Raw genomic sequence first — 19,954 nt, 5'->3', positions numbered from 1 at the left:
AGAAGGGGATCCGGGCGACCTTGCTATTCCGACTTCACCTCCATCACGCCGGTGGCGGTGCGGGCCGAATATTGCGGCCGGTACATGTCCTCCACCGTCGCCGCCGGATGGGCGTAGGTGCCCGGCGTCACGGCGCGAACGACATAGGCCAACGTGATGTTGCGGTCGTGGTCGCCTTCATTGGGGTTGAAGGCAGCGACGAAGCGGTCGTCGCGGAACTCCAGATGCGCGGCGTCGGTCTGCGCCAGCCAGGAGAAGTTCGACAACTGCGCGCTGGAAACCAGGCCCGGATTGTCGATTTCGAAGCCGGCCGGCAACAGATCGGTGATCAGGAGCCGCGAAGGCCATTTGTTCTGCTCATAGATTTTGAGCACGACCACGTAGCGCTCGTTCTGCTTGGCCTCGGTGACATTGGCCTCGGTACCGTCGAGCTTGTAGTAGGTGCGCGCGATGGTGAAGCCGTCGCCGCCGGCCGGCAGCGGCTCGACCGGCGCGGCCACCGCGGTCAGCACCGCCTGCAGCGGCGTCGCGCCGGTGTTGGCGATGGTGAGCGGGCTGTCGACAAGGTTGCTGCCGGCGACCTGGTCGGAATAGCCGCCCGAGTGCGGCGCACCGTTGACGGAAAGCGTGATGGAATCATTGCCTTCCTTCAGCGCCCGCGCGGCGAGTAGCATCCAGGATTCGTCCTGCGTGCTCGTCCAGCGGGCGTCGGCGCGTGCCACTCCCACCAGCTTGATGAGCTGCGGCATGATGCTCGGCACCGGCTTCGATTCCGCCGCCAGCGCCAGCATCGCCGCGCCGTCACGCAACCGCGAGCCATAGTCCGAGCGGTAGTAGTCGTAGTCGGTTTCCGACTGCGCCAGCCTGAGCGCCGTCTGGAAGGTGGATTCCGAACGCTGCGTGTCACCGTAGAGCGCCAGGCTTGCCGCCAACTGGGCGACGGCCATCGGGCTGGAGAAGGCTTCGAGCTGCGTGTCGGCGTAATAGCGCAGATCGCCGATCGAGGCCTTCTTATTGCGGGCGAGCACGTAGAGCGCATAGGCGATCTCGCTGCCCTTGTCCTGGACGTCCTGGTCGTAGCCGAGTGAGTTCTGCAGGTTGTTCAGCGCCTGGTTCATAGCCAGCGCCGGCACATCGTACTTTTCCTCGCGCGCCCGGGTCAGGAACTCGGTGACATAGGCGTCGAGCCACAGATCGCCGGAGCCCGGCCCCCAAAGGCCGAAGCTGCCGCTTGCCGCCTGATAGGACAGCACCTTGTAGATGGCGTCCTGAATGCGGCCATGCAGGTCCGGATCGGTCTCCATGCCGATGCCCTTGGCCATGTCGTTGACATAGAGCAGTGGCATGGCGCGGCTGGTGGTCTGCTCGGCGCAGCCATAGGGGTAGTGGTCGAGCGACATCAGAAGCGATGGCACGTCGAGCGCGGACGACTGCGAAACGCCGACGCTGACCGAAGCGCCGTCGAGCACGCTTGCGGCAAGCAGCTCCTTGTCGACGCGCAGCGAGCCGCCATGGGGCTTCAGGTCGACAACCATGCGGTTGGTGACCGGAAGCTGCGCCGGGCGCACCGGCAGATAGAGCGTCTGCTCGACCTCGGTGCCGTCGGCATGGGCCAGTTTGACGGCAATGGAGGCGTCGCCCGCGGTCTTGGCGACCAGCGGGAATGTGAGCGACTGGCGCTTGCCCTGGGCAAGCGTCAGCTTCGCAGGCAGCGGCTTGTCGCCGGTCGACAGGTCGCCGGTCGTGGTGACCGAGAGCGCATAGTCGCCGGCAGGGCCGTCGGTATCGGCGATGTCGAGGCGCATGGTCGCCGCATCGCCCGGCGCCAGGAAGCGCGGCAGGCCGGCGGTGATCACCACCGGATCGCGCACGATGACGTCGGTCTGGGCATGGCCGACCGCATCCTTGGTCCAGGCGACGGCCATGACGCGCACGGTGCCGTTGAACTGCGGGATGTCGAAATCGACGCGCGCCTTGCCGTTGGCATCGAGCTCGACCGGGCCGGAGAAGAAGGCGACCAGCTTCTCGGTCGGCGGGCTGCCCTGTGCTTGCATGTTCGCCCCGTCGCCGCCGGTGCGTATCTTGCCCATGGTGCCGAGCGAGCCGTCGATCAGGCGTCCGTAGAGGTCGCGGATCTCCAGCCCCAGCATGCGCTGGCCGAAGAACCAGTCCTCGGGATCTGGCGCCTTGTAGTTGGTGAGGTTGAGGATGCCGACGTCGACGGCAGCCACCATCACATAGGCATTGCTGCCGGCCTGGGCGCCGCTGACGGCGACCGGGATCGACAGCTGCTGGCGCGGCACGGTTTTTTCCGGCGGCGTCAAGCTGACCGCGAGCTTCTTCGAGCCCGGATCGACCGACAGCCACTGGATGCCGATGGCGCGGGCCGGCATGCGTGATTCCTGCGCGTCGCCGGGCCGGAACAAGGTCGCGGTGACATAGGCGCCGGCGCCCCAGTCGTCGCCGACAGGGATGTCGACGGTGCTGCCGCCGGCCGGCACCGAAGCGGTGACGGTCTTCAGCAGCTTCTCGGCGCCGATGGTGACCAGCAACTCGCCGGCAAAATGCGGCGAGACCTTCAGCTTGGCAACTTCGCCGGCGGCGTAGGTGTCCTTGTCCAGCGCGATCTCCAGGCCGTCGGGCGTCTCGGTGGTGGTGGAGGCGACATACCAGCCGGCATCGAACTCATAGCTGGTGGCCGGACCATCCGGATCGGCGGTCTCGACCTCGAGCCGGTAGCGGCCCCAGTCGACGGGCAGCGACACCGTCGCCTCGCCATCGGCCTTCAGGTCGACCGCGCCATTGGCAACGGCCTTGGTGAGGTTCACCGCTTCGTAGTTCCAGGAATTGTTGGAACGGTACCACTGATAGTTCCGCTCGACCTTGACCAGCGACCACTGCGCGCCTTTCAGGTCCTCGCGCTTGCCGTTCGGGTCGACGGCGATGATGCTGAACTTGGCGGTTCCGCCTTGCGGCACCTCATCGCCCTCGAAATCCGGGCGAATGCCGATGACGTCGCGCTGCGGGCGAACGCCGATGTCGAGCGAGCGCTCGACGGCGCGGCCGCCGGCCTCGCGCATGCGCACGGTGACCTTGGCGTTGACCAGCTTAGTGGTCGACGGCAACTGGGCGATGGTCACCGGGAAGGTCGCCTTGCCGTCATCGCCAACCACGGGAAGGTTGGCGAGAGGCGTCACGGTCGGCTCGCTCGATTGCTCGTCGGCCAGACCGAAGCTGAAATCCTTGAAGCTGTCCCAGGTACTGCTGGTCGACAGCGTCATCTCGCCTTCAAGCGCGAGGCCCGCGGCCGGCGCGCCATAGAGGAAGCGGCCGTCGACGGTGGCGTTGGCGGTCTCGCCCTGGGCGATCTCGTTCTTGTCGGCGGTCAGGTCGAATTCGATGCGATCCGGCACGAAGTCTTCCACCAGGAACATCTGGCTGGCGACCGGTGACTGCTTGGGATCGGTGTAGATCGACACCGTCCAGGTGCCGCGCATGGCGTTGGCCTCGAGCGGCAGGTCGACGGCGTGGCCGCCGGCGGACTCGCCATTGCTGATTATGCGGCGGTTCTCGACGCCGTCGGGACGCGTGAAGATGAAGGTGAGCGGCAGGTTCTCGACCGCCGTGGCGGCACCGTCGCGGGCTAGGGCCGCGACATGAACGTCCTCGCCGGCGCGGTAGATGCCGCGCTCCGTCCAGGCATAGACGTCGAGCGCGCCCGGCGAGGCGCGCCCCTCGACGCCGCGATCCGACAGGTCGAAGCCGGCCTTGCCCATGTCGAGGAAGACGAAATCGTTATCGCCCTGCTTGGCCATCAGCACGGCCGGCACCATGCCGTTTTCGCCGCGGGTGAGGCCCGGATTGAAGACGGCGTGGCCCTCGGCGTCGGTGGTCGCGGTGCCGAGAATCTCGTTGTTCTTGGCAAGCAGCGTCAGTTCGGCGCCGGAAATCGGCTTGGCCGAGCCCAGCGAACGGGCAAAGACGTTGAGGCCGTCCTGGCCGGTATAGGTGGAAAGGCCGATGTCGGAGACGACGAACCACTGCGTCGCGCGTGAACCATAGTCGTCGCTCTTATCGTCGACGGGCTGCGCGGTCAGCACATAGACGCCGGGCTTGCGCTGCGGGATCGCCTCGTCCACCGGGAACGAAGTGGTAACCTCCTTATTGAGATCATTGGCTATTTCGAGCGTGCCCGACCAGACGGGGGCGCCCATCTGGTCGGAAATGGTGGAGATGTCATAGCCATCGAGCTGATGCAGGAACTGATAGCCGGACAGAAGCTGTGCCAGCGAACGATCGCCGATGCGGTAGAGGGTTATCTTGGCGGCGTTCATGTTGACGGTGACGACCGGAATGCCGCGGCGCGCGCCGGCCGGCAGCACGAAGCTGTCGCCGGTGAAGCGGGCGGACGGGGCACGGTCCTGGATGTAGATCGACAGCACGACGGGCGCGGCGATCGTTTCGCCGATCGCCGCCGGCAGGCCGGCGCGGAAGGTCACGTCATAATGCTGGCCGTGTTCCAGGCCCTCGACGCAGATCTGCTTGTCCTTGGCCTCGACGGCTTTCGGCGCGGCATTGTCGACGGTCACGAACTGCGAATAGTCGACGCCTGTCTTGACCAGTTCCTCGGAAAACTGGGCGCAGATGCGCGGCGAGGAGGAATCGGCGTCGACGGTGTGCTCCACGACGCGAAAGCCCTTGCGCGCCTTGAGGTCGGCATAGTCGGCCTGGACGGCCGGCGAGCTCACCAGCGCAAGGCTCGCCTCATAGGCCTGCAGCGAGGGCCGGTAGAGATCGCGCTTGTCGAGGCCCGCGCCAAGCAGCGCCAGCGCCTCGGCCCGGGTCTTCGCCGTGCGCACCAGCTTGTAGGCGTTGAAGGCCGCCGAGGTGGCGTTCATCGGGAAAGTCGAGGGTTCGGTGGTGTTCGACGCCGGCTGCACAGCAAGCGTCTCGCGCGCCAGCGCCAGCCACAGCGCGCCGTCATCGGGCAGGACAGAGACCGCGGCCTGGTATTTCTGCATGGCAAGGCGATGGTCGCCGGTAAGCGATGCCTGCTCGGCGGCGGCCTGCAGGGCGGCAAGGCCTTCGGTCGGCTTGTCGTATGCCGGATCGGTCAGCTTGTTGCGGAACTGCTGAGCTTGGTCGGCCATCCAGTTGGGGAAAAAGGCCAGTGCCGGCGGGGCGCCGATATCCGGGTCGCCATCGACATTCGCAACCTTGCCGGCGACGGCGCCGGTGAAGGATTTCAACTGGTTATAGTCGGATTTGAGAAAACACCATTTGGCTTTGGTGTTGTATGTGAAGGCCCGGCAGGCCGGGTCGCCGAGGCATGTTGTCTTGCACTGGTCGAGGCTGACATTCTGCTCCGACCTCAGGTCGAAACCGAAATAGTCGGAATTGTCGGTCGTTACGATTCGCCGGGCTTCGGCGGCAAAGGCCGCCCCGCCCAGGGCGAAAAAGATGAGAAGAAGGAAAGAGAGACCACGAGCCGCGCGCATTGCCATACCACCCTCCAGACATCGCCAGCGTCCGGGCATGATCAAGCTTCGTGCAGGCTTGTCAACGCCGGAGCGCCGCAGGTTTATCACCCGCGAACGGTTTCCATGCCGGCCAAAGGCCGGTATTTCGACAGAACCTCTGTGAGACGGATCACACTTTCTTGCGAAATCGCAAAAGGTGTGAATTCCAAGCCCGGTCTATTTCAGACAATTGGATTGTGGCCCCTTTACGAACGTTGCGGAACTTCATTCCAATTTTAGTTTTGTCGACTAGGTTGTCTTAATGCCGGCGCATGAAACGCAGATGTCAAAGGGGATCGCGCCAGGGCGCGGACTTCCGCGCGCCCTGCTTTTCGCGCTCATCTGCTCGACTGTGCTGGCCACAGAGGTGCGGCAGGCGGCGGCTTTCGAGATTTTCGGCATCAAGCTTTGGGGCTCGTCCAAGGACGAGGATGCCGACATCGTCGATCCGCTGCGCTACTCGGTGACGATCAATGCGCCTGACGCCGACAAGGATTTGGTCAAGAGGCTCGAAAATGCCTCGGCGCTGAAAAATGACGAAGATCATCCGGTATCGGGATCGCTCGGCCTGATGGCCAAGGCGCGCGGCGACCGCGAACAGCTCGTCGCCGCCCTCTATGCCGATGCCCGCTACGAGGGCGTGGTCACCATCACCATCGAGGGCAAATCGATCGACGAATTGCCGCCGGATGCCGAATTCAAGGGGCCACAGCCCATTCCGGTGGTCATTACGGTTTCCCCTGGGGCGAAATTCACGCTTGGCAACATCCGGCTGAAGGGCGATGCGGCGGGGTTGGCGGCAGCCGATTTCGGCCTGATCGCCGGCGGCGATGCCGGCTCCGGCGCGGTGCTGAAGGCCGAAGCCCTGATCGTGCGGGCCCTGAAGGAAGAGGGCAGGCCGCTTGCCAAGGTCACGGACCGCGAGATCGTCGCCGAGCATGCCAGCTCGACGCTGGACGTGACGCTGACGGTGGCCGCCGGCCCGGTCGCAGGCTATGGCGACACGACGGTCGAGGGCACGGAGAAGGTCGATCGCGACTTCACCGAATATATGACCGGGCTGAAACGGGGCCGGCAATATTCGCCGCAGGAGATCGACGATGCGCGCGACCGGCTGCTTGGCCTCGAGGTCTTCAACAGCGTGACCATCAAGGAAGGCGACCGCCTCGACGCCAACGGCAACATCCCGATCGGTGTCCAGGTCAGCGAGCGGAAGCCGCGCTATTTCGGCGTCGGCGGCACGTTCTCGAACACGGAAGGTCTGGGGCTCGAAGGCTATTGGGGCCACCGCAACCTGTTCGGCCAGGCCGAGAAGCTGCGCATCGACGGCTCGATCAGCGGCATCGGCAGCAATAGCCTTTCCGCGCTCAACTACAATGCCGGCGTGATGTTCGAGAAGCCGGGCGTGCTCGGGCCGACCTCAAAGTTCTTCACCGGCGTCAAGACAGTGCTCGAACACCCCGATGCCTACGACCATTTCTCGGTCAAGGGCGATGTGGGCGTTTCCTACGACCTCGACAAAAAACAGCGGGTCTCGGCCGAATTCGACCTCGATTATTCGAAGATCACCGACGCCTTCGGCAAGCATACCTATCTGATCGCCAGCGTGCCGCTGCAATATGTCTATGACAGCCGCGACAACAAGCTGAACCCGACCAGGGGGTTCCGCTTCCTTGCTTATGCCGAGCCGAGCTACGACATAATGAACGGCGCAGCCTTCCTGAAGCTGAAGGGCGAAGGCTATGCCTATCAGTCGATCGACACGGCAAGCCGGTTCGTGCTTGCCGAACGCGCGACGCTGGGCTCGATCGTCGGCACCGGGCTGCAGAACGTACCGGCCGACCGGCGCTTCTATTCAGGCGGCGGCGGCTCGGTGCGCGGCTATGCCTATCAGGGCATCGGCCCGAAAGACATCAACGGCCAGCCGATCGGCGGCCTCTCCTACTTCGAAACCTCGGTCGAGATGCGCATCGGCGTCACCGATACGATTGGCATCGTGCCCTTTGTCGATGCCGGCACGGTCTCGACCAAATCTTTCCCCGATTTCTCAAATGTGAAGGTCGGCGCCGGCGTCGGCCTGCGCTATATTACTCCCTTCGGGCCGTTGCGCATCGACGCTGCCGTGCCGCTTAACCGCGATCCGGGCGATCCGCATTTCGGCATCTATGCCGGCATCGGCCAGGCGTTTTGACGATGAAGATCTTCTGGCGCATCCTCCGCATCTTAATCTACACGCTGCTCATCCTGCTGGTGGTGGCGATCGGGGCGCTAGTCGTTTTGACCGGCACCGAAGGCGGCCGCCAGAATCTTGCCGGCCTCATTTCGAAGATGGCTTCCAACGAAGACCGCAAGGTCACGATCGCCGGCATCGAAGGCATCTGGTCGGGCGCGCTCAGGGTCGACCACGTCGTGCTGGAAGACCGTGCCGGCCCCTGGATGGTGGCGCGCAAGGTAGCGCTCGACTGGTCGCCGGCGGCGCTGCTTTCCCGGAATTTCAATGCCGACCGCTTCGCCGCCGATCGCATAGAGCTGGCGCGGCTGCCGCAGCCGAGCCGGCAGCCATCGCAAGGTGGCTCGACGAGTCTGCCGGTGTCGATCGACGTGAAGCAGATCGATCTGCCGGAGATCGCGCTGGGACAGGAGCTTGCCGGCAGCGGCATCGCCGAACTGGCCGCCAAGGGGTCGATCAGGGCCGATCCGTCGCCGCTGGCGATCGAAAGCGTGCTCAACGTCAGCCGCCATGACGGCAAGCAAGGCAATGTCGACGCCAAGATTCACTTTGCGCCGGCCGACAACAAGCTCGACCTCGACCTCAAGGCGTCGGAGCCGGCCGGCGGCATCATCGCCAATTTGCTCAAGCTGCCGGATGCGCCGCCCGTCAACATCGTCGTTTCCGGCAGTGGGCCTTTGGCCAACTGGAGCGGCGTCGGCACCTTCATGGTCGACGGCCGGATCGTCAGCCAGTTGACCGGCCGGCACCAGCTCACCGACAAGGGCCACCGCTTCGAGGCCAAGGGCGACGGCCAGTTCGAAGGGTTCCTGCCGGAGAAGATAAAGGCGCTGTTTGCCGGCAAGACGAGCTTCGACCTCGCCGGAACGGCCACCGCGTCGGGTGGGATCGATATCGAGCAAGCCGTCATAGAGAGCGCGTCCGTGCACGGCGCGGCGACCGGCAATGTCGATCCGAAGGGCGCCAGCGACCTGTCGGTCGAGCTCTCGGCAAAGGACAAGCCGGTCACCGTCGATGTCGGCAACAGCGCGGTTCCGATCCTGGTCGCGGTCGAAAAGGCCACGGTGCGCGCCTTCGGCGGCGGCAAGGCGCCGATGGTCGATATCGGCACGTCCCTTACTTCGGTCGCCGTCGGTGGCACCCAGCTTAACAATATTACGGGCGAGATCCATTCCGACGGCTTCGACATCGAGACCCTTAGCGGCCCGGTCGCCATCAAGCTCGCGGCCGCCGGCCTGAAGACCGATGTGGCGACACTGGCGCCGCTGGTGACCGGCTTGCTTGCCGCGGACCTTTCCGGCACGGTCAGCCGCGAGACCGTGACCATCGACAAAGGCACTTTGCGCAGCGATGCGCTCAATGCCGGGCTGACGGCAAATGTGGCGCTGGCCGACCTTTCGATGACGCTGAAGATGAATGCCGACGCCGTCTCGAAGGCATTGCCGCCGCAGATCAGCTCGCTGCTTGGCGAGCGGGTGAAATTCTCGGCCACCGCCACGCGCGATCCGCAGGGCGCGTTCGCCGCCAACTCGCTGGAGATCAGCTCCGGCTCGCTCAGCGCCAGCGGCACCGGCAGCATGCGAGGATCGGATATCCAGGCCAGCGTCAAAGGCACGTTGGGCGACGTCTCGCCGCTGTCGTCGCTCGCCGGCACGCCGCTCGCGGGTGGGGTCAATTTCGCGCTGACGGCTACCGGTCCGCGCTGGGCGCCGGATTTCTCCGTTTCGGCCGACAGCGCCAGCCTGACTGCGGCCGGCCGCACGGTGAAGGACATCAAGCTCTCCGCCAAGGGCAAGGCCGACATCGCCAATCCCACGGCCGAAATCTCGCTGACCGGCAGCGCCGAGGGGCAGGCGCTAGACATCGCAGCCTCGCTGGTGACGGCCGACGGCAAGCGCTCGATCAGGGGTCTCAGCCTGGCGCTCGGCGACAACAAGGTATCGGGCGATCTCGCGCTCGACGACAAGTTCCTGCCGCTCGGCACGCTGACACTTGCCGTGCCCGACATTGGACCGCTTGCGGCGCTCGCGGATCAGACCGCCACCGGCGACATCAACGGCACGATCGCCTTTGCCAAGAACGGCGAGGCGCCGACCGTCACCATCAATGCGGCCAGCACGTCGATCGCGCGCGGCGATCTGGCGGCGAAAGCCATCAGCGTCAACGCGCTGATCGCCAACTACCTCAAAGGGCCGGCGATCTCAGGCACGATCAAGGCCGACAACGTGACCTCCGGCAGCACGGTCATCAGCGGCATCGGCATCGATTTGAAGCGCGACGGCGATTGGACGAACTTTACCGGCGGTGCCACGGCGTCCGGCATTCCGGCCACCGCCACCGGCCGCGTGAAGATCGCCAACGGCACGATAAGCGTGGAAATCGCTTCCGGCGAGGCGACGGTGCGCGGCATCAAGGCGGCCATCGCCGAGCCTTCCAGCCTCTCCATCGCCAACGGCGTGACCTCCATCGAGAAGCTCGCGCTCAATCTCGGCGGCGGCTCGGCAACCGTTTCCGGCAGCGCCGGTCAGGTCCTGGACCTGACGGCAAACCTCGCCGACCTGCCGTTGGCGCTCGCCAATGACTTCGTGCCCGGACTTGACGGGGCCGGAACGCTGGAGGGCACGGCACACGTCACCGGTCCATCGTCCAACCCCGACATTCAGTTCAATGCGAAGGTGGCGGGCGCCGAGACCAACCAGACCCGGCAGGCGGGGCTCGGGCCGCTGGATCTGGACGCCGCCGGCACCTACACGCTGGCAGGCGGCGTCGCCTTGGACCACGCTACGCTTTCGGGCGAAGGGATTTCGGGCAAGGCCGCCGGCACCCTAAACCCGAACGGCGCCAGCGATTTCTCCCTCGATCTTACCTCGTCCGGAGCCAGCCTGCCGTTGACGGTCGGCAGCGCCGAGAGCCCGGTCAAGATCGCGGTCCGGTCCTTGTCGGCAAAGATAGCGGGCGAAAGCACGCAAGCGCGGCTCGATGTATCGGCAATCCTGCCTTCCATTGCCGCCAGCCAGGCGACGGTGGACGGCCTCACCCTGGTGCTGCATTCGGATGCCTTCGACCTCAAGGGGCGGGCAGGTCAGGTTTCCGGCACGGTGTCGGTGGACAGGATCGGCCTCGACAATCCCGTGATCGCGCCGCTGATCGCCGGCAAGGTCACGGCCAAGGTCAATGGCCGCCTGACGACCGATGCCGTCGCCGTCAACAGTGGCTCCTTGACGAGCGATGCGCTCAACAGCCAGGTCGCCGGCCGGATATCGCTGGGTGACGGTGCGGTCGACCTCAATATGACGGCCGATGTCGCTTCTTCCGCTTTGCCGCCCGCTGCACGCGGTGTGCTTGGCGAGAGGGCGCAGTTGAGCGCCGTGCTGAAGCGCGATGCCAATGGCAATGTGAATGTCGACGGGCTGAAGCTGAAATCGGGCGCGCTCAGCGCCGATGGGCAGGCGAGCCTTGCCGACGGCAAGCTGGCCGCCGGGATCAGAGGCGCGTTGAGCGACGTTTCGGGGCTGTCGAAAGACGCCAAGGGCGCCATCGCCTTTGCCTTGAACGGGCAAGGCCCGGTCACCGCGCCGGACCTGTCGATGACGGTGAGCAGCGACCGGCTTTCGGTGGCGGCGCGCGAGATCACCGGGCTGAAGCTCATGGCCAGCGGCAAGGCCGATGCCGCCAATCCCACGGCAGAAATCTCACTGACCGGCAGCGCCGAGGGGCAGGCGCTAGACATCGCAGCCTCGCTGGTGACGGCCGACGGCAAGCGCTCGATCAGGGGCCTCAGCTTGGCGCTCGGCGACAACAAGGTGTCGGGCGATCTCACGCTCGACGACAAGTTCCTGCCGCTCGGCACGCTGACGCTTGCCGTGCCCGACATCGGACCGCTTGCGGCGCTCGCGGATCAGACCGCCACCGGCGACATCAACGGCACGATCGCCTTTGCCAAGAACGGCGAGGCGCCGACCGTCACCATCAATGCGGCCAGCACGTCGATCGCGCGCGGCGATCTGGCGGCGAAAGCCATCAGCGTCAACGCGCTGATCGCCAACTACCTCAAAGGGCCGGCGATCTCAGGCACGATCAAGGCCGACAACGTGACCTCCGGCAGCACGGTCATCAGCGGCATCGGCATCGATTTGAAGCGCGACGGCGATTGGACGAACTTTACCGGCGGTGCCACGGCGTCCGGCATTCCGGCCACCGCCACCGGCCGCGTGAAGATCGCCAACGGCACGATAAGCGTGGAAATCGCTTCCGGCGAGGCGACGGTGCGCGGCATCAAGGCGGCCATCGCCGAGCCTTCCAGCCTCTCCATCGCCAACGGCGTGACCTCCATCGAGAAGCTCGCGCTCAATCTCGGCGGCGGCTCGGCAACCGTTTCCGGCAGCGCCGGTCAGGTCCTGGACCTGACGGCAAACCTCGCCGACCTGCCGTTGGCGCTCGCCAATGACTTCGTGCCCGGACTTGACGGGGCCGGAACGCTGGAGGGCACGGCACACGTCACCGGTCCATCGTCCAACCCCGACATTCAGTTCAATGCGAAGGTGGCGGGCGCCGAGACCAACCAGACCCGGCAGGCGGGGCTCGGGCCGCTGGATCTGGACGCCGCCGGCACCTACACGCTGGCAGGCGGCGTCGCCTTGGACCACGCTACGCTTTCGGGCGAAGGGATTTCGGGCAAGGCCGCCGGCACCCTAAACCCGAACGGCGCCAGCGATTTCTCCCTCGATCTTACCTCGTCCGGAGCCAGCCTGCCGTTGACGGTCGGCAGCGCCGAGAGCCCGGTCAAGATCGCGGTCCGGTCCTTGTCGGCAAAGATAGCGGGCGAAAGCACGCAAGCGCGGCTCGATGTATCGGCAATCCTGCCTTCCATTGCCGCCAGCCAGGCGACGGTGGACGGCCTCACCCTGGTGCTGCATTCGGATGCCTTCGACCTGAAGGGGCGGGCAGGTCCGGTTTCCGGCACGGTGTCGGTGGACAGGATCGGCCTCGACAATCCGGTGATCGCTCCGCTGATCGCTGGCAAGGTCACGGCCAAGGTCAATGGCCGCCTGACGACCGATGCCGTCGCCGTCAACAGTGGCTCCTTGACGAGCGATGCGCTCAACAGCCAGGTCGCCGGCCGGATATCGCTGGGTGACGGCGCGGTCGACCTCAATATGACGGCCGATGTCGCTTCTTCCGCTTTGCCGCCCGCTGCGCGCGGCGTGCTTGGCGAGAGGGCTGAGTTGAGCGCCGTGCTGAAGCGCGATGCCAATGGCAATGTGAATGTCGACGGGCTGAAGCTGAATTCGGGCGCGCTCAGCGCCGATGGGCAGGCGAGCCTTGCCGACGGCAAGCTGGCCGCCGGGATCAGAGGTGCGCTGAGTGATGTTTCGGGGCTGTCGAAAGACGCCAAGGGCGCCATCGCCTTTGCCTTGAACGCGCAAGGCCCGGTCACCGCGCCGGACCTGTCGATGACGGTGAGCAGCGACCGGCTTTCGGTGGCGGCGCGCGAGATCACTGGGCTGAAGCTCACGGCCAGCGGCAAGGCCGATGCCGCCAATCCGGCGGCCAATGTTGAGCTCACCGGCAATGTTGCCGGGCAGAATCTGCAAGGCAGTGCGGTGCTCGCCACGACCAATGGCAGCCGCGCGATCAACGGGCTTTTGCTGTCGCTCGGTCCGAACAAGATTTCCGGCGATCTCGCGCTCGACGACGCCTTCGTGCCGGTCGGCACCGTTTCGCTCGACCTGCCCGATATCGGGCCGCTGGCCGCGCTGGCCTTGGAAAAGGCCGAGGGCAATGTGCGTGGCACGATCGCTTTTACCAAAGCAGCCAACGGACCCAATGTTGCCGTCAAGGCGAACACCTCGGAGATCAAGCGCGGCGATCTTTCCGCCAGGAATGTCGCCATCGACGCGCAGATCGCGAACTACCTAGCAGCACCGGTCATCGCCGGTACGGTGCGCGCCGAGAGCGTGACTTCCGGCGGAACCGCCATCACCGGAATCAATGTCGACCTCAAGCGCGACGGCGACTGGACCGGCTTTTCAGGGGGCGCCACCGTCAAGAATATTCCGGCCAAAGCCGCCGGCCGGGTGAAGGTCGCCAACGGCACGACGACGGTCGAGCTCGCGTCGGGCCAGGCGACGGTGCAGGGCATCAAGGCCGCGATCGCGCAGGCCTCGACGATCACCGTTGCCAACGGTGTGACGACGCTCGACCGGCTGGTGCTCAACCTCGGCGGCGGCACGGCGACGGTGACGGGTAAGGTCGCGCAGGCGCTCGACATCAACGCCAACCTGGCGAGGGTGCCGATCTCGCTCGCCAACAGTTTCTCGCCGGGTCTCGACGCGGCCGGCTCGGTCTCGGGCACGGTCAAGGTCACCGGCGCGCCAGCGGCCCCCTCGGCAGCCTTCAACATCGATGCGTCCGGCGTGCAGACCTCGCAGACGCGCGGCGCCGGCCTCGGCGGCATGAATGTGTCGTCGTCGGGAACCTTTGCCGGCAACAAGCTCGCTTTCGATGCCGACATCAGCGATGGCGCCGGCCTCGGCCTCAAGGGTGGCGGCACGGTGACGACGGCAGGCACGCCCACCTTGGCGCTCGACTTCAAGGGCAAGGTGCCGTTTTCCTTCCTTGCCGCCAAGCTTGCCGCGCAAGGCCTGGCGCTCAACGGCACCGCCAATGTCGATGTGCAGGTGCGCGGTCCTGCATCCGCGCCAGTGATCAGCGGCAAGGTGACAACATCGGGCGCGCGCCTTATCGATGCGCGTTCCGGCCTGGCGGTCAACGACATCGCCGCCGACGTTTCGATCGGCGGCGGCGTCGCCAGGATCAACCGCCTGACCGGAACGCTGTCGACGCGTGGTAGCCTGTCGGCGAGCGGCACGATAGGCATCACGCCGGCGCAGGGCTTTCCGGCCGACCTGTCCATCAAGCTCACCGATGGCCGCTACACCGACGGTCGGGTGGTGACCGCCAATCTCGGCGGCGACCTGACCATCAGGGGGCCGCTCGTCTCGGCACCGGTGATCGCCGGCACCGTCAACCTGGGGAGGACGGTCATCACCGTTCCGGACAAACTGCCCGGGTCACTCTCGGAACTCAACGTCAAGCATAAGAATGCGCCTCGCGCGGTGCGGGCACAGGACAAGGCGTTGCGCCCGGCCACATCCAGCGGCAGCAATAGCGGCAGCGGGCTCACCCTCGATCTGACGGTGAACGCGCCCAACCAGATTTTCATCCAGGGCAGGGGCGTCGACGCCGAACTGGGCGGATCGCTCAAACTAACGGGCCCGGCATCGTCACCGCAGGCCGTCGGCACCTTCACCTTGCAGCGCGGGCGGCTAACGATCCTCGCCAAACGGCTGACATTCACGGAGGGTACGGTCGGGTTCCAGGGATCGCTGGTGCCTTACCTCAATCTCACCGCGACCACGACGACAAGCAGCGCCACCGTGACAATCGTGGTTTCCGGCGAGGCGACCAATCCGAAATTCAACTTCTCCTCTGTTCCGGCGCTGCCGGAGGATGAGGTGCTGGCACAGCTGATCTTCGGCCGTTCGATGTCGAATCTTTCGCCGCTGCAGATCGCCCAGCTCGCCGACGCTGCCGCGCAATTGGCAGGCGCCGGCGGCTCGACCTCGCTGCTCGACAACCTGCGCAACGCGATCGGCATCGACGATCTCGACGTGACGACGGACGAGAAGGGCGGCACCGCGGTTTCGGCCGGCAAATACCTCAACGACCGCACCTATGTGACCATACAGAAGGGCGACAAGCCGGGCTCCGGCAAGGCCACGATCGACCTCAATGTCGGTCGCGGCGTGAAGCTGCGCGGCGAGGCCAACGATGCCGGCGAAGCCAAGGGCGGCGTCTTTTACGAACGCGAATATTGAGGCCGCGCCGGTGCTTCTCTGCCTGCCCAGCGGACTGACCGCCGCGGGGGCGGGGCCGCTATCCGTTAAAATGTACTGATATTAATCGCCCGCGACGATTTTTTGGGAAATCCGCCTCGCGATAACAAATTTGCGTCATGACTGTCGCTATCGCGCGAACCGGGTTGCAGCCAAAGATGCACATTCCCTCGCATGTTCCTGCTCCACACCGTCTTTTGACAACGCGGTCTGGATGCGGAATGTTAAAAGGCGGAAAGCCAACAATGGGAGTAAGTCATGGCAATCTATAAGAGCAATGGTGATCGCGTTCCCGATCACATTCTGAAAATGGCCGAAGAAGCCAAATCGGGCGGCGTGGACCGCCGCGAATTTCTGGCTTTGGCCAGCGTCTTCGGCGCATCGACGGCAATGGCCTATGGCATGCTCGGCCTCGCCGCGCCGACCCCGGCCCGGGCCGAGGACGTGCAGGGCAAGAAGGGCGGCGTGCTCAAGGTCGCGATGTCGATCAAGGATCCGAAGGATCCGCGCACCGCCGACTGGTCCGAAATCTCAAATGCCGAGCGCCAGGCGCTCGAGCCGTTGGTGAAATACACGAAGGAATATACCTTCGCGCCGTATCTCCTGGCGAGTTGGGACATCAATGACGACGCCACCGAATACACGCTGCATGTGCGGCCGGGCGTCGAATGGAACAACGGCGACAAGTTCACCGCCGACGACGTGATCTACAATTTCACCCGCTGGGCGGACAAGGGCGCGGAAGGCAACTCGATGCCTGGCCGTCTCGGCAGCCTCGTCGACGAAAAGACCAAAAAGCTGCGCGAAGGCTCCGTCGTCAAGGTCGACGACATGACCGTCAAGCTGAAGCTGTCGAAGCCCGACATCGCCATCATCCCGAACCTTTGCGACTATCCGGCGCTGGTCGTGCACAAGACCTTCGACGAGAAGGGCGCGAACTTCAAGAACTGCCCGATCGGCACCGGTCCGTTCGAGCTCGTCTCCTACGACGTCGGCCAAAAGGTGGTCTACAAGCGCCGCACGACCGGCAAGTGGTGGCAGGGTGAGGCCTTCCTCGACGGCGTGGAGTTCATCGATTACGGCACCGATCCGGCCGCGACCGTCTCGGCCTTCGAGTCGGGCGAAGTCCACACCAACCACGAAACGACCGCCGACTACATCAAGATCATCGCGGACGTCGGCGCTCCGGTTTCCGAAGTCGTGACGGCGGCCACCGTGGTGTCGCGGTTCAACATCACGCACAAGCCCTATGACAACCAGAAGGTTCGTCAGGCAATGTTGCTTGCCGTCGACAACGCCACCGTGCTGCAGCTCGGCTACGGCAATGCCGGCACGCCGGCCGAAAACCACCATGTCGCGCCGATCCATCCGGAATATGTCAAGCTGCCGGAGATCAAGCGCGATATCGCCAAGGCCAAGCAGATGCTGACGGAAGCCGGCGCGATCGATTTCGAGCACGAGCTGATCAGCAACGACGAGGACTACCACAAGAACACCACGGACGCGATCGCGGCCCAGCTGCGCGAAGCCGGCATCAAGGTGAAGCGCACCGTGCTGCCGAGCTCGACCTTCTGGAACGACTGGACGAAGTATCCCTTCTCGGAAACCAACTGGAACATGCGCCCGCTGGGCATCCAGGTGATCGCCATCGCTTACCGCAGCGGTGAAGCGTGGAACGAGACGGCCTACGCCAATCCGGACTTCGACAAGAAGGTGAACGAGGCGCTCGGCATCGCCGATGCGGAGAAGCGCAAGGTTGTGATGAAGGATATCGAGCAGACCCTGCAGGATTCCGGCATCATCATCCAGCCTTACTGGCGCAAGCTATACATCAATATCAAGCCCGAGGTGAAGAACCACTCGATGCATCCCACTTACGAGCACGACTTCGGCAAGGTCTGGCTCGAGCAGGCATGATCCATGGCGCGATGAATACGAGGGGCGGCAGCCCCTCGTATTTGCAGCTCCGTTGCCGTTGCATATCCTGCAGCGGTGGCGGGGCGTCATCCGCTTTTCGAAACAGGGTTGAACGTATCTGACCCCAACCCGGCCGGCAGGGGGGCACATGTTCGCATTCATCGCCAGACGCATCGGCACGATACTGCTCACGATGCTGTGCCTGACGCTGGTCGTCTTCTTCCTCGTCAATCTCGAGCCCAATCTGAAGAAACTGGCGATCAGCCAGACCGAGATGCACACGGCCGCCGACCAGCTCGAAAGCTGGCTGGTCAATCATGGCTACCGGCAGAACTTCTTCCTGCGCTACGGCCAATGGCTGGGCGTCCTGCCCAAGCACCCGATCACCGATCCGGCGACCGGCAAGACGACGCAGCGCTTCTCCTTCTGCAACGACCCGACCGAGCCGGCATTCTCAGGCGTTCTGCAGGGCGATTTCGGCTGCTCGACCAAGTTCAAGACGACGGTCGCGGCCAAGCTGTTCCCGGCCCTCGGCGCCACCGGATTGCTGATGTTCTGGGTGCTGGCGGTGATGGTGCCGATCTCGCTGCTGATCGGCATTCTCGCCGGCATGCGCGAAGGCTCGCGCACCGACCGTGTGCTGTCGGTGGCCTCGATCGCCTCGACGGCGACGCCCGAATATGTATCGGGCGTCATCTTCACCGTCATCTTCGCATCCTGGCTCGGCTGGCTGAACGGCTCGGCGGCGTCGGCCAGCCAGGGCATCACCTTCTACAATTTCACGCTGCCGGTGATCACGCTGGCGATCTACGGCATCGGTTATATTGCGCGCATGACACGCGCCTCGATGGTCGAGGTAATGACGCAGCAATATATCCGCACCGCCCGGCTGAAGGGCCTTTCCTTCGGCAGCGTCGTGATCAAGCATGCATTGCGCAACGCGCTGATCGCGCCCTTCACCGTTATCATGCTGCAGTTTCCGTGGCTGCTCACCGGCGTTGTCATCGTCGAGGTGATGTTCCGCTACCAGGGTTTCGGCTACACGCTGGTCGAGGCCGCCGGCAACAACGACATCGACCTGCTGCTCGGCTGCTCGCTGGTCTCGGTGTTCATCGTGCTGATCACGCAGCTGATTTCCGACGTCGGCTACGCGTTTCTCAATCCGCGTATCAGGGTTCAGTAGAGGGCAGGGCCGATGCAAACCGAATATATCAGCGCCTTCGACGTGGTTCTCGGCGTGCTGTGGCGGTTCTGGCCGGTGTGGGTCGCGCTCATCCTGGTGATGGGCGCCAGCTTTACCTATAAGAAGCGGCTCGGGCTGTACGGCCAGCTCTTCGACAGCGGCGTCGGCATTGCCGGCGTCTTCATCTGCCTGTTCTGGCTGTTCACAGCGATCTTCGCTTCCACCATCTCTCCCTTCGATCCGCTGGCGCAGGTCTCGGTGATGAAGGACACGCTGCCCGGCGCGATCGAGCCGGCCTCCAAGCTCGTCTATTATTTCGGCGGCGACAAGCTCGCTCGCGATGTATTCTCGCGCATGGTCTATGGCAGCCAGATCGTTCTGATCATCGCGCCGGCCGCCACCGGCTTCGCGCTGATGGTCGGCATCACGCTCGGCCTGCCGGCCGGTTATTATGGCGGCAAGATCGATACCCTCTTGTCGTTCCTTGCCAATCTGGTGCTGGCCTTCCCGGTCATCCTGTTGTTCTACCTGCTGGTGACGCCGGGCATCATGGACACGCCGATCCCCTATGGCATGGCGGGACTGTTCTTCCTGTTCCCGATCATCTTCTTCTGCGTGCTGTTCTGGACCCGCTACAAGAAACGACCGGACCGGCTCTATATCCTGCTCGGCATTACGCTGGTCCTAGGCGGCTGGATTTATGCGGGTTTGGTCTTCGACAAGGACCCGCTGCACATCGTGCACATCGATCCCAACCAGCTTAACATCTTCGTGGCGGTGGTGTTCGCCTCCAGCCCGGGCGTGTTCCGCATCGTGCGCGGGCTGACCATGGACATCAAGACGCGCGATTATGTGGCGGCGGCGCAGACGCGCGGTGAAACGCCCTGGTACATCATGTTGTGGGAGATCCTGCCCAATGCGCGCGGTCCGCTGATCGTCGATGCCTGCCTGCGCATCGGCTACACAACGATCCTGCTCGGAACGCTCGGCTATTTCGGCCTGGGCCTGGCGCCGGAAAGCCCCGATTGGGGCACCGCGATCAAGGACGCCAGCCGGCTCTTGCGGTCCTTCATCCATCCGGCGCTGCCGCCGACGATCGCCCTGATGTCGTTCGTGCTGGGGCTGAATCTTTTGGCGGACTCGCTGCGCGAACAGTCGATGAAGGATTGATGGTGTGGGTTCAGGCCCTACCTGCTGAAACAATTTA

Annotated in this window: 6 protein-coding genes; 5 read left to right on the top strand and 1 reads right to left on the bottom strand. The window is 64.6% G+C overall.

All coding sequences use genetic code 11. The features are described 5' to 3' along the window. Positions 1-23 precede the first annotated feature (23 nt). Entirely contained in the window at positions 24-5,504 is a 5,481-nt protein-coding gene (locus O7A05_RS05360) for an alpha-2-macroglobulin family protein (RefSeq protein WP_337091926.1), read from the bottom strand. 277 nt (positions 5,505-5,781) lie between these two features. Here O7A05_RS05360 and O7A05_RS05355 point away from each other — a divergent pair, with 277 nt between their 5' ends. From O7A05_RS05355 to O7A05_RS05335, 5 genes are all read left to right on the top strand, one after another. Beyond that, entirely contained in the window at positions 5,782-7,710 is a 1,929-nt protein-coding gene (locus tag O7A05_RS05355; RefSeq protein WP_337091925.1) for an autotransporter assembly complex protein TamA, read from the top strand. A gap of 2 nt (positions 7,711-7,712) precedes the next feature. After that, positions 7,713-15,629, top strand: a complete 7,917-nt coding sequence (locus O7A05_RS05350; protein ID WP_337091924.1) for a translocation/assembly module TamB domain-containing protein — start codon at positions 7,713-7,715, stop codon at positions 15,627-15,629. Positions 15,630-15,905: 276 nt separating this feature from the next. Beyond that, a complete protein-coding gene (locus tag O7A05_RS05345) occupies positions 15,906-17,564 on the top strand; it encodes an ABC transporter substrate-binding protein (protein ID WP_337091923.1) in 1,659 nt (552 codons plus the stop codon). 148 nt (positions 17,565-17,712) lie between these two features. Then, a complete protein-coding gene (locus O7A05_RS05340) occupies positions 17,713-18,747 on the top strand; it encodes an ABC transporter permease (RefSeq protein WP_337091922.1) in 1,035 nt (344 codons plus the stop codon). A gap of 12 nt (positions 18,748-18,759) precedes the next feature. After that, on the top strand, positions 18,760-19,917 hold the full coding sequence (locus tag O7A05_RS05335) for an ABC transporter permease (protein WP_337091921.1): 1,158 nt from the start codon (positions 18,760-18,762) through the stop codon (positions 19,915-19,917). Positions 19,918-19,954 lie beyond the last annotated feature (37 nt).

Source organism: Mesorhizobium argentiipisi (SeqCode) (genome assembly GCF_037179585.1).
Taxonomy (GTDB): Bacteria; Pseudomonadota; Alphaproteobacteria; order Rhizobiales; family Rhizobiaceae; genus Mesorhizobium; species Mesorhizobium argentiipisi.
This window is presented reverse-complemented; position numbering and strand designations above follow the sequence as displayed.

Excerpts from the sequence above, each read along its gene's own strand:
- O7A05_RS05335 (WP_337091921.1), top strand. The coding sequence starts at position 18,760 with ATGCAAACCGAATATATCAGCGCCTTCGACGTGGTTCTCGGCGTGCTG.
- O7A05_RS05345 (WP_337091923.1), top strand. The coding sequence starts at position 15,906 with ATGGCAATCTATAAGAGCAATGGTGATCGCGTTCCCGATCACATTCTG.
- O7A05_RS05355 (WP_337091925.1), top strand. The coding sequence starts at position 5,782 with ATGCCGGCGCATGAAACGCAGATGTCAAAGGGGATCGCGCCAGGGCGC.
- O7A05_RS05350 (WP_337091924.1), top strand. The coding sequence starts at position 7,713 with ATGAAGATCTTCTGGCGCATCCTCCGCATCTTAATCTACACGCTGCTC.
- O7A05_RS05360 (WP_337091926.1), bottom strand. The coding sequence starts at position 5,504 with ATGGCAATGCGCGCGGCTCGTGGTCTCTCTTTCCTTCTTCTCATCTTT.
- O7A05_RS05340 (WP_337091922.1), top strand. The coding sequence starts at position 17,713 with ATGTTCGCATTCATCGCCAGACGCATCGGCACGATACTGCTCACGATG.